We start from the raw sequence: 13,441 nt of genomic DNA on the forward strand, positions 1-13,441 counted from the left end.
GATTTGCGGCGGGTGAGGGTTCCGGCCCCGAAAGGGCAAGCCACCAGGGAGGAAAATCAATGGCTTTCAGGAAGATGCTTCTGGCGTCGGCCGCTGTCGCGTGCGCAGCCTTGCCGATCACCGCTCATGCCGATACGTCGGCCAAAAAAATCGCGCTTTCGAACAATTACGCAGGCAATTCCTGGCGTCAGGCGATGCTGACCAGCTGGGACAAGATCACCAAACAGGCTGTCGTCGACAAGCAGGTCGCGGCCGCCGACGCCTTCACGACCGCCGAAAACCAGGCGACTGAACAGGCGGCGCAAATCCAGAACCTCATCTTGCAGGGTTATGACGCCATCGTCATCAATGCCGCTTCACCGACTGCCCTCAATGGCGCGGTGAAGGAAGCCTGCGATGCCGGCATTACCGTCGTTTCCTTCGATGGCATCGTCACCGAACCCTGCGCATGGCGTATCGCGGTGGATTTCAAGGCGATGGGCGAAAGCCAGATCGACTATCTGGCCAAGGCCATGCCGAAGGGTGGCAATCTGCTCGAAATTCGCGGTCTTGCCGGCGTTTCGGTGGATGACGAAATCCATGCCGGCATCGCCGCCGGTGTCGCCAAGAACCCGCAGTTCAAGATCGTTGGTTCGGTGAATGGCGACTGGGCACAGGATGTCGCGCAGCGTGCCGTTGCCGGTATCCTGCCAAGCCTTCCCGAAGTTGCCGCCGTGGTGACACAGGGTGGTGACGGCTACGGTGCCGCACAGGCTTTCGCCGCCGCCAAGCGCCCGACGCCGACCATCGTGATGGGCAACCGCGAAGACGAGTTGCAATGGTGGAAACAGCAGAAGGATGCCAGCGGTTACGAGACCATGTCCGTCTCCATCGCCCCCGGCGTTTCGACGCTGGCTTTCTGGGTGGCGCAGCAAATCCTCGACGGCAAGGATGTGAAGAAGGATCTGACCGTTCCCTTCCTGCGCATCGACCAGGCCAATCTTGAGGAGAACCTCAAGACCACCCAGAAGGGCGGCGTGGCGAATGTGGAATATTCGCAGGCGGACGCCCAGAAGGCCATCGCCGCCAAATAAGCGGGCCGGTTCACGACAGATAGCTGCGGCGCTCCGAAACGGGCGTCGCAGCCACTACCGATATTATCCGATTTTCACATCACTGGCGTAATTGCTCATGAATGACATCATCGAGGCGGAAGAGGTCGTCGCCGCGCGCGGCGTGAAGGTCGTGTTCGGCGCCGTGCGCGCGCTGGATGGAGCCGACCTCATCATCCGCGCCGGGGAATGCCTCGGGCTCGTCGGCCATAATGGCGCGGGAAAATCCACCATCGTCAACGTCATCAATGGCGGGCTGACGCCACATGAAGGTTCCGTTTCCTATCGCGGCGAGCAAGGCCGGCATGGCATCGCCGCCGCCCGCGCCAGTGGCGTGCGCTGTGTGTTTCAGGAACTATCGCTCTGCCCGAACCTCACGATCAGCGAAAATGTCCGCATCATGCATGCCGCAATCGGCGGCCGGAACTGGCGCGGCCGGGCGCTGACGACGATCCGGCAGACACTGGACGAAATTTTCCCCGGCCATGGCATCGATTGCGAGCTGACGATTTCCGAACTGTCCATCGCCGAACGGCAGATGGTGGAAATCGCCATCAATTTCTGCCGGACCCCAGAGGCGCCAAGACTGGTGATCCTCGATGAGCCGACGTCTTCGCTCGACGCCGGCCTTGCCGAACAGTTGATGGATTATGTCCGCCGTTTCGTGCGCGAGGGTGGCTCCGTCCTGCTGATCTCGCATATTCTCGGGGAAATTCTTTCGACGGCCACCCGTATCGTGGTGATGAAGGATGGCCGGGTGGTGGCCGACCGGAATGCGGCGGAGTTCACCACCCGCTCGCTGGTCGAAGCCATGGGCAGCGTCGTCAAGGAACAGGACAGGCGACGGGGCGAAAGCCGCAAGGCAGGCGAAAAAGTGCTTTCCATGCCGGCACGCCGGGGCGAAGGCTTCGCCTTCGAGGCCTTTCGCGGCGAGATCATCGGCCTTGCCGGCCTTGGCGGCCACGGCCAGACCGAAGCATTGCTCGATCTTTATCTCGCGCAGAACAACAGCTGGCTGCCGTCGCGAAAGACCGATATCGCCTTCGTGGCGGGCGATCGCAGTCTGAACGGCACCTTCCCGCTCTGGAGTATCCTGAAGAACCTTTCCATCGCCTCGCTCAAGGATATTTCATCGGCAGGCATGGTGGACAGGGACAAGGAAAATGCGGTCGGCGCGCAGTGGAAACAGCGCATCGAAATCCGCACGCCCGATATGGGCAACAAGATCCTCTCGCTCTCCGGCGGCAACCAGCAGAAGGTGCTTTTCGCCCGTGCGCTTGCCACCACCGCCAGCACGGTTTTGATGGACGACCCGATGCGCGGCGTCGATATCGGCACCAAACAGGAGGTCTATGACATCTTGAGAACCGAAGCTTCCCACGGCCGCACCTTCATCTGGTATTCCACCGAAATGGATGAAATCCGCCTTTGCGACCGGGTTTATGTCTTCCGCGACGGCGCCATTCAGGCGGAACTCGTCGGCGATGACATTACCGAGCAGAATGTGCTGGCCGCCTCCTTTGCCGGCGAGGACCACGCATGAAACTCTCGGCAAACGCCCTTCGTCTCATCATTCCCGCCGCCTCGCTCGCCTTCCTGCTTGCCGCCGTCTTTTACATGCAGCCGCGCGCCATGAGCTATACCGGCATGAACCTGCTGTTCAATCTGGCGGTGCCGATCGCACTTGCCACCATTGCGCAGATGCTGATCATGTCGGTCAACGATCTTGACCTGTCGATGGGCACCTTCGTCAGTTTCTGCGCCTGCGTCACCGCCACCTTCCTGCAGACGACGCCGCTGCTGGGGATCGCGATTTTCGCTGGCGCGATTGCGGTTTATGCCGCACTCGGGGCCATCATCCATATCCGCGCCCTGCCCTCCATCGTCGTCACACTCGGCATGAGCTTCGTCTGGGGCGGTCTGGCCGTGCTCATTCTGCCCTCGCCGGGTGGTCAGGCCCCCGCCTTCATTCGGGCACTGATGACAGCCAAACCACCGCTGGTGCCGATCGCAATCGTCGCCAGCATCCTGATCGCGGTCGTCGCGCATTACATCGTCATGCGCTCCTCTTTCGGCGTTTTGATGCGCGGCGTCGGCGGCAATTTCCGCTCCGTCGAGCGTTCCGGCTGGTCGGTGGTCGGCATCCGCGCTGCCACCTTTGCGCTTGCCGGTTTCTTCGCGGTGCTGTCGGGCATCGCCCTTGTCGGACTGACGACCGCGGCCGATGCCAATATCGCCCTGCGTTACACGCTGCTGTCGATTGCCGGCGTGATCCTCGGTGGCGGTGAATTCGTCGGCGGAAGGGTGTCGCCCATCGGCGCCGTCATCGGCGCGCTGACGCTGACGCTTGCCGGCTCTTTCCTGTCCTTCATGCGCATTTCGCCGGACTGGCAGATCGGTGCGCAGGGCGCGATCCTCATCATCGTGCTTGCCTTGCGCATCCTGCTCAACCGTCTTGAAAAGCGGGAGAAAAATCAATGAACGGGCTGTCATCCCTTACGAAAAAACCGTGGATCTGGTCGTTCGCCGCAACAGCTGCGGTGTGGATCATCACCGTGCTTTTCACCGGCGGCGCAAGCTCCTTCGGCCTGTCGCATGCGGCGCTGACCTTCGCGGCCTTTTCCGTCATCGTCGGCATCGGCCAGATGTTCGTCATCACGCTCGGGCCGGGCAATATCGACCTCTGTGTTCCCGCGACAATGACACTGTCAGGCACGCTGGCGCTGAAATTCATGGATGTGTCCGATGGTCTCATTCTGCCCGGACTGCTGATCGCCATCCTGATCGGCATCGCCATCGGCATCGGCAATTATGCGCTGATCAAGCTCTTACGCATCCCGCCAATCATCGCGACGCTGTCGATGAGCTTCATCGTGCAATCCATCGCCATCTGGTCGAACCGCGGTCTGCGCATCAAACCGCCGGAAACATTGGCGACATTCGCGATATCAAGCTCTTTCGGCATTCCGAACGTCGCACTTGTCGCATTGCTGCTCTCGGTCGTCGCCTGGCTGCTGCTAGATCGCACTTTCTATGGGCGCTGGATTTCCGCCATCGGCCAGAGCACCTTTGCCGCCCGCATGACCGGCATTCCGGTGGATGGCACCCGTTTCGTCACCTATGTGCTCTGCGCGGTGCTGGCGGCGATTGCCGGTTATCTTCTCGCCAGTTTTTCCGGCGGTGCTGCGCTCAACATGGGCTCGGAATATCTGCTGATGTCCATCGCCGTCGTCGTCATCGGCGGAACGGCGGTGGCGGGCGGCGATTCCAATGTGCCCGGCATCTGGGGCGCCTCGCTCTTCATGTTCCTGGTGGTTTCGATGCTGAATACCTATGGTTTCGGCGCCGGCATCCGTCTCATCCTCACCGGCCTCATCATCATCTCCGTCATTCTTCTGGCAAGCGGCCCCAAGGCCACGCGCTGACCCCAAACAACAAGCCCACAAGCGGACCACGCTCATGACCACAGACAACACCTCCCCTTACGAAATCCACGACGACCGCTTCCGCCATCTGATCGTCGGCAATGCCGAGCTGGAAGAGCTTTATTCCGGCTGCCGCTGGGCCGAAGGCCCGGTGTGGTTCGCCGATCTGAACTGCCTGCTGTTCAGCGACATTCCCAATCAGCGCATGCTGCGCTGGGTGCCGGATGGCGGCATCTCGGTGTTCCGCCACCCCTCCAACTTCACCAACGGCAACACACGTGACCGGCAGGGACGACTGGTTTCCTGCGAACATGGCGGCCGCCGCGTTACCCGCACCGAAGTCGACGGGTCGATTACGGTTCTCGCCGACAGCTATGGCGGCAAGCGGCTCAATTCGCCCAACGATGTGGTGGTGAAATCGGACGGCAGCATCTGGTTCACCGACCCCACCTACGGCATCCTCTCCGACTATGAGGGCTACAAGGCCGAGCCGGAACAGAAGACTCGCAATGTCTACCGGCTCGATCTCGCAACCGGCAAGATCGACATCGCCATCGATGACTTCGTGCAGCCGAACGGCCTTGCCTTCTCACCCGATGAAACGAAGCTCTATATCGCCGACAGTTCCTACAGCCACGATGTCTCCCGCCCCCGCCATATTCGCGTCTTCGACGTGGTGGACGGCATAAAGCTCACCAATGGCCGGGAATTCTGCAATCTCGACAATGGCCTGCCGGACGGATTCCGTCTGGATACGGCCGGCAATCTCTGGACCAGCGCCGGTGATGGCGTTCACTGCTTTGCGGCCGATGGCACGCTCATCGGCAAGATCAAGGTGCCGCAGACGGTTGCAAACCTCACCTTTGGCGGCCCGAAAAAGAACCGGCTGTTCATCACCGCAACGAAATCACTCTATTCGGTGTATGTGGCCGCAACCGGTGCGCAGACACCCTGAGACGCTGAAAGCGTAGAATTCAGACCGGCAAGGAACTGGCAAGACGGCTTTGCCGCGCTATAAATGCGGCATGAGTGACGATTCCAGCCCCTTCCTGACTGATGACATGGAGTTCGACGGCGAAGCGCAGGCCGTTGAGCCCACCAGCCGAATGCTGTCCTGGGCACGAAATTCCGCCCTCTACCGGCTGGAACAGCGGATGATGACGGAAAGGCAGCTGCGCGATGCCATCATGCGCAAGGCACGGGAAAAATTCGAGGAGATCAGCCCGGCGCAGGTAAAGGCGCTCGGCGAATTTGCCGTGACCTTTGCCTATGGCATCAAGGCACTTGATGATACGGCCTATGCGGAAATTGCCGTGCGAAGCGGCCAGCGCAGCGGTAAATCGAAGCGTGGGCTGGCGCAGAAACTTCAGATCAAGGGCATCGCCCGGGAAACGGCAACAGCCGCGTTGCAGGAGACCAATGATCTGGTCGCCGCCGTCATCTTCGCGCGCAAGCGCGCCTTCGGGCCGTTTCGCCATGTCGAACTCGACGAGAAACGAAAGGGCAAGGAGTTTTCCGCCTTCGCCCGCAATGGCTTCGGCTTCGAGATCGGCGCGAAGGTTATGGCGATGACCTTCGAAGAGGCGGAAGAGATCATCGCGGAAGCACCGCTCTGACGATTATTGCGGCAGGGGATGCGTTTTCAGATAGGCGATCAGGTCCGTTATATCGGTTTCGCTCCACAGCCCGAAAAAGCGCATCGCATTTCCCGGGATCGCCTTCTTCGGGCTGGCGATGAATTTCTGCAATTCGTCTTCCGTCCAGACCCGGCCAGCCGCGCCGGCATCCTTCAGCGCCTGCGAATAATGGCCGTAATCGGCCACCGAAGCCATCGGCCTGCCGACCACACCCATCAGATGCGGACCCATGCGGGTGCGCGGCGTATCGGCACTGTGACAGGTGGAACAGCGGCTGAAAACCTTTTCCCCATGCGCCGCATCGCCTTCGGCAAAGGCGCTCGCCGCAAGAAGGGAAAACACAGTCGCTGCCGCAATATATCTGGATACGGAAATCATGGCCCGGATAATACAACGCCCTCCCCGTCTGACAACGAAGAGGGCGTGTTTTGACATGCGACAGAATGCCCGGTCAAAGCACCGGGCGCTTTGCCAATCAGTTCATGGCCGTCAGCGTAACCGAGGTGCCGGTGGCGGCAAGGTTGAGACCAACCTGACCCGTCACGCTGACCGTCTGCAGCTGGATCGAGCCGGAGGTGCCGCCAACGAGGATGTTGGTGCCAACGCCGAGACCGACGGTGACTTCAGCCGTTGCGCCCTGATAAAGGCCGCCTAGCGAACCACGGTGGTAACCGGCGGTCGGGGCGAAAACGGCCCAGACCAGACGGCCCTGTGTGGTGAAGCCGAGGTCAACGCCCATCTTGCGGATGGCGCCGGTGTAATGGTCGGTGCGGCGTGCGCCCATCGTGGACTGGAAGGTGCAGTCCAGTTCCTTGGCGGAACCGAGAACATAACCGACACCACCGCCGATATCGCAGGTGAGATAACCGATCTTGACGCCGTTGCGGTCGTCCTGTTCTTGGGGAGCCGGTTCGTATCTCGCAAGGTCGGCAGCGAGTGCGGATGCAGCCCCGCCGAGGCCCATCGTCAATGCGGCAAAAGTTACGGCAACAGCCTTTTTCATCTTGTTTTCTCCTGTTTTATTCCTACCCGCAGCAGCCCTTCTTGCCCTCTCCGGATATTGAATTCCGCACTGTTAACGTTTGTTCCCTGAAATCGATCCAAAACAACTTAATTGGATGCAAGGAAAGCAAAGCGGTTAACAATGTCTAATGGCGGTAGGATGCCATTAAGACATTGTTAGGGCGGAAAATGCGTTGAAAATTCCTGTCAACAACAAGCGCTTTCAGGCGTTGTTTTGCTGCAACAAACTCAAAGCGGCAGCGCGACGGGCAAGCCGGTGGCGGCATGCGTCATGACATCCATGCGCACCCCATAAATCCGCTCCAGCGCCTCCGGCGTCATGATCTCCTGCGGGGTTCCTCTTTCAATCAGATTACCGGAATGCAGGGCGACGATCTCGTCGCAGAAGCGTGCCGCCATGTTGACATCGTGCAGCACCACGATGACGCCGAGACCCTTTTCGCGCGAAAGTCTCTGCACTAGCGACAGCACTTCGATCTGATGTGCGAGATCAAGCGCCGATATCGGTTCGTCCAGCAGCAGGCTTTCGGCATTCTGGGCCACCAGCATGGCAAGCCATACGCGCTGGCGCTCGCCACCGGAAAGCGTGTCCACAAGCCGGTCGCGAAAGGCCACGGTGTCGGTCAGCTCGATGGCCTCGTCCACCCTCTCCTGATCCGCCCTGGTGAACTGGCCGAGCGCGCCATGCCAGGGATAACGACCGAGCGCCACCAGCTCCTTGGCGAGCATGCCGGAGGCGGCCGGCGTATATTGCGGCAGATAGGCGAGTTTCCGCGCAAACTCCCGATTGCCCCAGTCACCCAGCACCTTTCCCTCAAACGACACTTTACCCGCCGTTGGCTCCTGGATCCGCGCCAGAATCTTGAGCAGCGTCGATTTTCCCGAACCATTATGGCCGATCAGGCCGATGGTCTTGCCGGTCGCGAAACTTGCCGTCAGCGGCTGCAGCAATGTTCGGCCGGGCACCTCCATCGTCACGCCTTCCAGCGAAAAAAGCGGCGTATCGTCGTAGCCGGCGGCAAGCGCTGCCTCACCCATGGTTTTTATCTCCGTAAATGCCCAGACACATCATTGGCGCCTGCCTGAAAGCCAGATCAGGTAAGGCGCACCGGCCAGCGCCGCAAAAAGCCCAAGCGGCAGCTCATAGGGGAAGGTGACCGTTCGCGCTCCGAGATCGGAAAGCGCCATCAGTACCGCTCCGAAAAGGAATGAAGCGAACAGATGGTCGCGCGGCGTGGTGAAGCCGGCGCGAAGCGCGATATGCGGCGCCATCAGCCCGACGAAACTCAAGGGACCGACAAGCAGCGAGGCCGCACCAGTGGCGATGCCGGCGACCGCGATGACGGCAATGCGTGCGAGACTGAGCGGCAGCCCGAGGGACAGCGGCACATCCCGGCCGAGCGGCAGGATTGTCAGCCAGCGCGTCACCGACAGCGCACCTGAAAGCAGAACGACGGAGAGCACGGCAAGAAAAATCGCCGAAGCGGGCGTCGCCGTCGAACCCGAACCGCTGAGCCAGGCGAGAATCTGCCAGGCGCGCTGGTCACCAATGGCAAGCAGGGCCGAAAGCACCGCCGAGCAGAGCGAACTGACGGCAATGCCCGCAAGCAGTATTTTCTCAGGCGCCAGATACCGGCGCACCGCAAAGAACAGCACGAGGGTCATGACCGCCGCCGAGCCGATGCCGGCACCCGCGAACAATTCAAAGAGGCCTGCCGCCGGAAAAATCGTGATGGCGGCGGCAAAACCGAGGCCGGCGCCGCCGCTGACGCCGATTACCTCCGGGCTTGCCATGGGATTGCCGGTCAGCCGTTGAAGAAGTGCGCCGGCCATGGCCAGCAGACCGCCGGCGGCAATGGCCGCCACCAGTCGCGGCCAGCGGAAAGGCAGAAGGCTTTGCAGGTCACCGGCACCCAGCACCGTCCAGCCATCCGGGCCTTTGCCGATGGCAAGCGCTGCAAAGATCAGCACAGCCATGATCACAAGCACCGGCAGCAGCGCGGCAAGCCGGCGTCTTGCCGCAACATCGCCGCCTTCGCTGCGATGGACATCGGTCGGCCGGATTTTCGGCAACAGCCACAGAAGCAGCGGTCCGCCGATCAGCGCTGTTACCGCGCCCGTAGGGAAAACTTCGGCCGTCGTGCTCGCCAGAAGCTGAATGAGACCATCACAGAACCAGAGCAGCAGCCCGCCCAGCAGTGGTGAAACCATGAGCACGGCGGATGACCGCCGCACGCCGAGTGCCCGGGTGAGCGCCGGTGCGGCAAGGCCGATGAAACTGACGAGGCCGACCGCGGCGGCAACGAAGGCGGCAAGCGCGACCGCAACGGCCGCGACCGCCAGCCTGATCGAAAACAGCGATACGCCGAGCGATCGAGCGCCGGCATCACCGAGACCAAGAACCGTCAATGGCCTTATCAGCAAACCGGTCAGCGCAAGGCCGGCGAGAAGCTGGAAGGCAAGAGAAAAGGCATTCGACCAGTCCTGCTGGCTGAGCGAGCCGCCGTTCCAGACGACAAGCGACATCAGATATTCGCCCTGCGCCAGCGTCAGCGCCGCCGAAACGGAGGCGGCAGTAATGCCAACCAGAAGCCCAGATACCACCATGGTCACCGGTTCGAAGGACCGCCGCCAGCCGAGAAGGAAGACAATGGCGGCGGCAGCGGCAGCGCCCGTGAGTGCCACAAAGGGGCGGTTACCATCCAGCACCGAGGGAAAGAACAGGGTCGCGATGACGATGGCCAGCTGCGCGCCGGCGGAAATGCCAAGCGTCGAAGGATCGGCAATCGGATTGCGCAACAATTGCTGGAGAAGCGCACCGGACAGGCCGAGCATCGCGCCCGCCAGAATGGCGACAGCTGCACGCGGCATCAGGCTGAAGGCGAAAATCACCTGATCCATCGACAGCTTGGCGGCATCGAATGGCAGGCCGGGCCATGCGCTGAAAGGTAGCCGTTGCAGGCCGGCATGCAGCGAAAGCCCGCAGGCCAGAACGAACAGAAGCCCGAAGAAAAGCTGGAGAGGCCGCGCCGTCACAGGGCTTCTCCCTGCGCCGTCAAAGCCTCGGTCAGAAGCCGCGCAAAACGCATGCCGGCGGTGATGCCGCCATAGGGACCGATATTGCCGAGCGTCACCACGCGGTTTTCCCGCACGGCCGGAAGAGCCCGCCAGATGGCGCTGTTGCGCAGGCTCTCGCGGGCTTCCACCGGAATATCAGAGACGATGACGATACGCGCCTCCGGCGACGCGGCGAGATTTTCCAGCGGCACCGGCGCTGCGAAAGTGAATTGCGAACGATCCACCCAGGCATTGGCGAGCCCCAGCCGACCAAGCACATCCCCGAACATGCTATCAGCACCAAACGCACGAAAATGCCGGGCGTCACCAATATTGATCACATAGGTCGGCCGCGCGGAAAAACCGGCAAGGCGGGTGCGCATGGCTTGCAGCGCCGCGTCCGTTTCGCTCAAAACCCTGCGCGCCTCATCAGCCCGGCCGAGCTTTTCACCAAGAGCCGACACTGCCGCAAGCGCCTTTCCGAAAGGCGGCTCGCCCTTCATGTAAAAGGGCAGCGAGAAGACCGGCGCAATCGCTTCCAGCCTGCCGGTATAGCGCGTGTAGAAAGGCGAGATCAGGATGAGATCCGGCCGGGTCAATTGCAGCAGCTCGAAATTCGGTGCGCCGCGCAGACCAAGATCAGCAACGCTCTCAGGGATTTCCGGCTCGACCGCACCGACCCTGAACTGGATGAGCTCGGTTGCAGCCACCGGCATGATGCCGAGCGCCACGGAGGTTTCGAGCATGGCCCAGTCGATTGCGGCGATGCGGGACGTCACCGCCGCCCGCGCCTTGCCTGCAAGAGCCGAAGCGGCGAGCAGGCCTAAAAATTCCCGCCGCCCCCAAAGGGGGGACATCCATAGATCCTTGCGCGTCATGCCCCTGCTGCTTCACTTGATATGGCGTCACCAACGATAGGTCAGCTTGCCCATAACCGTTCTTCCGTCACCGTAATAGCATCCGAAAGTGGAGCAACTAGAAATATATTCTTTATCAGTCAAGTTTTGCACGAGGAGCGAAGCGCGATAGCCGTTCTTCTCGTAATGCACGCCGAGATCGAGCAGGGTGAGACCCTTCATCTCGAATGTATTGGCGGCATCGCCATAACGCTTTCCGACAAAACGGACGCCGCCACCGATACCGAAGCCTTCAAGCGCCGTATCCTCTGCGAATGTATAATCGAACCAGAGGCTCGCGGCATGCTGCGGTGCATTGTCCAGTTCCCTGCCGTTGTTGACGCGGCCCGCCACTTTGCTGTCCATGTAGGTATAGGCCGCACGCAGATCGAGCCCGTCGGCAATGCTTGCAACGCCTTCAAGCTCGAGACCTTTCACGTGCGCCTCGTCCATCTGCTGCGTCACGCCGCCCACCGTCGTCGTCACGTTCTTCTGCTTCAGATCATAGATCGCCGCGGAGAAGAAACCGTCGAAACCTTCGGGTTGGTATTTGATGCCGGCTTCCCATTGCTCGCCGGTGGTCGGCTTCGGCGCATCGCCGACAGCCGGCTGCGGCACCGGCTCGAAGGACGTGGCATAGCTGACATAGGGTGCGATGCCGCCATCGAAGAGATAGCTGACGCCGACGCGACCGGTAAGCTTGTGGTCGTCCTTGTCGAGTGCACGATAGGTCGTGCCGTTGAAGGTCGTGCCGCCGGTGCTCGCCCAGTCCTGCCGCAGACCGGCGGTGATGCGCCAGTTCTCAATCGCCATCTCGTCCTGCGCATAAAGGCCGATCTGCGAGATATCCGTCTTCACATCGGCATAAAGCGTGCGCGAGGTCAGGCTGACCGGTCCGCCATAGACGGGATTGACAGGGTTGAGTGGCGTCGCGGCCCAGAATTCGGTTTTGACGTTATTGTCGAAATAACGGTAATCCAGCCCGACAAGCAGGGTGTGATCCACCGGCCCTGTGGAAAAATCCGCCTGCAGGCTGTTGTCGATGTTGAACGTGTTCAGCAACTCGTCCTGAAACGTCGCATTGCGGCGGATGAGATTGCCGATCATGCCGCCGCTGCTCGAAGACATGCCGAGCGCCCGGTAGGACCAGTCGAAATTGGAATAGCGCGCATTTTGCCGGAAGGTGAAGGTCTCGTCGAAACGGTGCTCGAACTCATAACCGATATTGGTGAACTTGCGGTTCGACGTATCAAAGGACGGATCGCCGACATAAAAGCTGCGGTCCAGCATATTGCCGGGCCGAGCATAAGTCAGCGCCGGTGGCAGACCGGAAGGCGAACTTGGATTATCGTGCTGATAGGACGCGAGAACCGTCAGCTTCGTATCCTCATCCGGCTGCCATGTGAGAGCCGGGGCGATGAAATAACGATCATTCTGCAGATTGTCGGTCTGGGCATGGGCATTGCGGGCAAGGCCGGTCAGGCGATAGGCAAAGCTGTCGCTATTCGCCACCGGGCCACCAATATCGAACATCGACTGATAATAATCGAAGCTGCCGATTTGCGCGCCCACTTCACCGAAACGCTCGAAGGTCGGCCGCTTGCTGACGAGATTGATGAGGCCACCGGGATTGCCCTGACCATAAAGCACCGAGGCTGGCCCGCGAATGACCTCCACCCGCTCCAGGCCATAGACTTCGTAGGAGGGCGCGCCGGCCGTGCGCATCAGCCGCAGACCATTGAGGAACTGCAGCTGGTTTCCCGCAAACCCGCGAATACGCGGCGCATCAAAGCGCGGATCGGAACCTGAAGGCTGCGCGACGACGCCAGGCACATAATTCAGTGCTTCGCTGAGATTGCGGACAGTCTGCGCCTCCATCTGGTCCCGGGTGATGACGGAGACGGATTGTGGTGTCTCGATCAGGGAGCGGCCCGTCTTGGTGGCGCTGGCACTGCTTTTGGCCACATAACCTTTCACCGGTGCCTTGGGGTCCTGCTTTTTACCACCTTCCACGGTGATGGTCTGCAGCACCGTCGTTCCGGCTTCCTGCGCAAGGGCGGGAAGCGGGGACAAAAACGCCACATAGGCAATGGCGGCGCAACCGCCCGCCAGAATGGAAATGTGTTTGGTTTTTCCCTGCACGCCAAGACCCTTCATCACCCGCGCCGTCACAAGACGGATAGTTTTCTGGAGAAATTAAGTCATCTTATTACGCAAGGTGCAGATTGTGATCCAATAAGCGCAGCCGGTTTTTTTCAGAACTATTGATTATGAAAATAGGCGCCGATAATAGCTTGGAATTATTCAAATCT

General features: G+C 60.7%; 12 protein-coding genes. 6 read left to right on the forward strand and 6 right to left on the reverse strand.

Going from position 1 to position 13,441, the window contains the following annotated elements:
- The first annotated feature begins 59 nt into the window (after positions 1-59).
- From JZX88_RS23615 to recX, 6 genes are all read left to right on the forward strand, one after another.
- A complete protein-coding gene (locus tag JZX88_RS23615) occupies positions 60-1,073 on the forward strand; it encodes an ABC transporter substrate-binding protein (RefSeq protein WP_206914924.1) in 1,014 nt (337 codons plus the stop codon).
- Positions 1,074-1,170: 97 nt separating this feature from the next.
- Positions 1,171-2,634 (forward strand): ATP-binding cassette domain-containing protein, encoded by a 1,464-nt coding sequence (locus JZX88_RS23620; protein WP_206914925.1) that lies wholly within the window; start codon positions 1,171-1,173, stop codon positions 2,632-2,634.
- On the forward strand, positions 2,631-3,572 hold the full coding sequence (locus JZX88_RS23625; RefSeq protein WP_142842503.1) for an ABC transporter permease: 942 nt from the start codon (positions 2,631-2,633) through the stop codon (positions 3,570-3,572). Before JZX88_RS23620 ends, JZX88_RS23625 begins: the two co-directional genes overlap by 4 nt.
- Positions 3,569-4,516 carry an ABC transporter permease gene (locus JZX88_RS23630; protein WP_065116281.1) on the forward strand — a complete coding sequence of 316 codons (948 nt, stop codon included), beginning with the start codon at positions 3,569-3,571 and terminating at the stop codon, positions 4,514-4,516. Before JZX88_RS23625 ends, JZX88_RS23630 begins: the two co-directional genes overlap by 4 nt.
- Positions 4,517-4,550: 34 nt before the next feature.
- Positions 4,551-5,471, forward strand: a complete 921-nt coding sequence (locus JZX88_RS23635; protein WP_206914926.1) for an SMP-30/gluconolactonase/LRE family protein — start codon at positions 4,551-4,553, stop codon at positions 5,469-5,471.
- A gap of 70 nt (positions 5,472-5,541) precedes the next feature.
- The gene (gene recX, locus JZX88_RS23640; RefSeq protein ID WP_206914927.1) at positions 5,542-6,132 is read left to right on the forward strand and encodes a recombination regulator RecX; all 591 of its coding nucleotides are present in this window, start codon (positions 5,542-5,544) and stop codon (positions 6,130-6,132) included.
- 3 nt (positions 6,133-6,135) lie between these two features.
- On the opposite strand, the gene JZX88_RS23645 is transcribed toward recX, so the two are convergent.
- From JZX88_RS23645 to JZX88_RS23670, 6 genes are all read right to left on the reverse strand, one after another.
- The gene (locus JZX88_RS23645) at positions 6,136-6,531 is read right to left on the reverse strand and encodes a cytochrome c family protein (protein WP_161991799.1); all 396 of its coding nucleotides are present in this window, start codon (positions 6,529-6,531) and stop codon (positions 6,136-6,138) included.
- Positions 6,532-6,628: 97 nt separating this feature from the next.
- The gene (locus JZX88_RS23650) at positions 6,629-7,156 is read right to left on the reverse strand and encodes a DUF992 domain-containing protein (protein ID WP_065116278.1); all 528 of its coding nucleotides are present in this window, start codon (positions 7,154-7,156) and stop codon (positions 6,629-6,631) included.
- A gap of 248 nt (positions 7,157-7,404) precedes the next feature.
- A complete protein-coding gene (locus JZX88_RS23655; RefSeq protein WP_206914928.1) occupies positions 7,405-8,214 on the reverse strand; it encodes an ATP-binding cassette domain-containing protein in 810 nt (269 codons plus the stop codon).
- Between the two features lie 30 nt (positions 8,215-8,244).
- Positions 8,245-10,212, reverse strand: a complete 1,968-nt coding sequence (gene fhuB, locus JZX88_RS23660; RefSeq protein WP_206914929.1) for a Fe(3+)-hydroxamate ABC transporter permease FhuB — start codon at positions 10,210-10,212, stop codon at positions 8,245-8,247.
- Positions 10,209-11,111, reverse strand: a complete 903-nt coding sequence (locus tag JZX88_RS23665; protein WP_206914930.1) for an iron-siderophore ABC transporter substrate-binding protein — start codon at positions 11,109-11,111, stop codon at positions 10,209-10,211. Before JZX88_RS23665 ends, fhuB begins: the two co-directional genes overlap by 4 nt.
- Positions 11,112-11,138: 27 nt before the next feature.
- A complete protein-coding gene (locus JZX88_RS23670) occupies positions 11,139-13,301 on the reverse strand; it encodes a TonB-dependent siderophore receptor (protein ID WP_206914931.1) in 2,163 nt (720 codons plus the stop codon).
- Positions 13,302-13,441 lie beyond the last annotated feature (140 nt).

It is taken from the genome of Agrobacterium sp. OT33, from assembly GCF_017313365.1.
Taxonomy (GTDB): domain Bacteria; phylum Pseudomonadota; class Alphaproteobacteria; order Rhizobiales; family Rhizobiaceae; genus Agrobacterium; species Agrobacterium rhizogenes_A.

Excerpts from the sequence above, each read along its gene's own strand:
- JZX88_RS23630 (WP_065116281.1), top strand. The coding sequence starts at position 3,569 with ATGAACGGGCTGTCATCCCTTACGAAAAAACCGTGGATCTGGTCGTTC.
- JZX88_RS23655 (WP_206914928.1), bottom strand. The coding sequence starts at position 8,214 with ATGGGTGAGGCAGCGCTTGCCGCCGGCTACGACGATACGCCGCTTTTT.
- JZX88_RS23645 (WP_161991799.1), bottom strand. The coding sequence starts at position 6,531 with ATGATTTCCGTATCCAGATATATTGCGGCAGCGACTGTGTTTTCCCTT.
- JZX88_RS23665 (WP_206914930.1), bottom strand. The coding sequence starts at position 11,111 with ATGACGCGCAAGGATCTATGGATGTCCCCCCTTTGGGGGCGGCGGGAA.
- recX (WP_206914927.1), top strand. The coding sequence starts at position 5,542 with ATGAGTGACGATTCCAGCCCCTTCCTGACTGATGACATGGAGTTCGAC.
- JZX88_RS23650 (WP_065116278.1), bottom strand. The coding sequence starts at position 7,156 with ATGAAAAAGGCTGTTGCCGTAACTTTTGCCGCATTGACGATGGGCCTC.
- JZX88_RS23625 (WP_142842503.1), top strand. The coding sequence starts at position 2,631 with ATGAAACTCTCGGCAAACGCCCTTCGTCTCATCATTCCCGCCGCCTCG.
- JZX88_RS23615 (WP_206914924.1), top strand. The coding sequence starts at position 60 with ATGGCTTTCAGGAAGATGCTTCTGGCGTCGGCCGCTGTCGCGTGCGCA.
- JZX88_RS23620 (WP_206914925.1), top strand. The coding sequence starts at position 1,171 with ATGAATGACATCATCGAGGCGGAAGAGGTCGTCGCCGCGCGCGGCGTG.
- JZX88_RS23635 (WP_206914926.1), top strand. The coding sequence starts at position 4,551 with ATGACCACAGACAACACCTCCCCTTACGAAATCCACGACGACCGCTTC.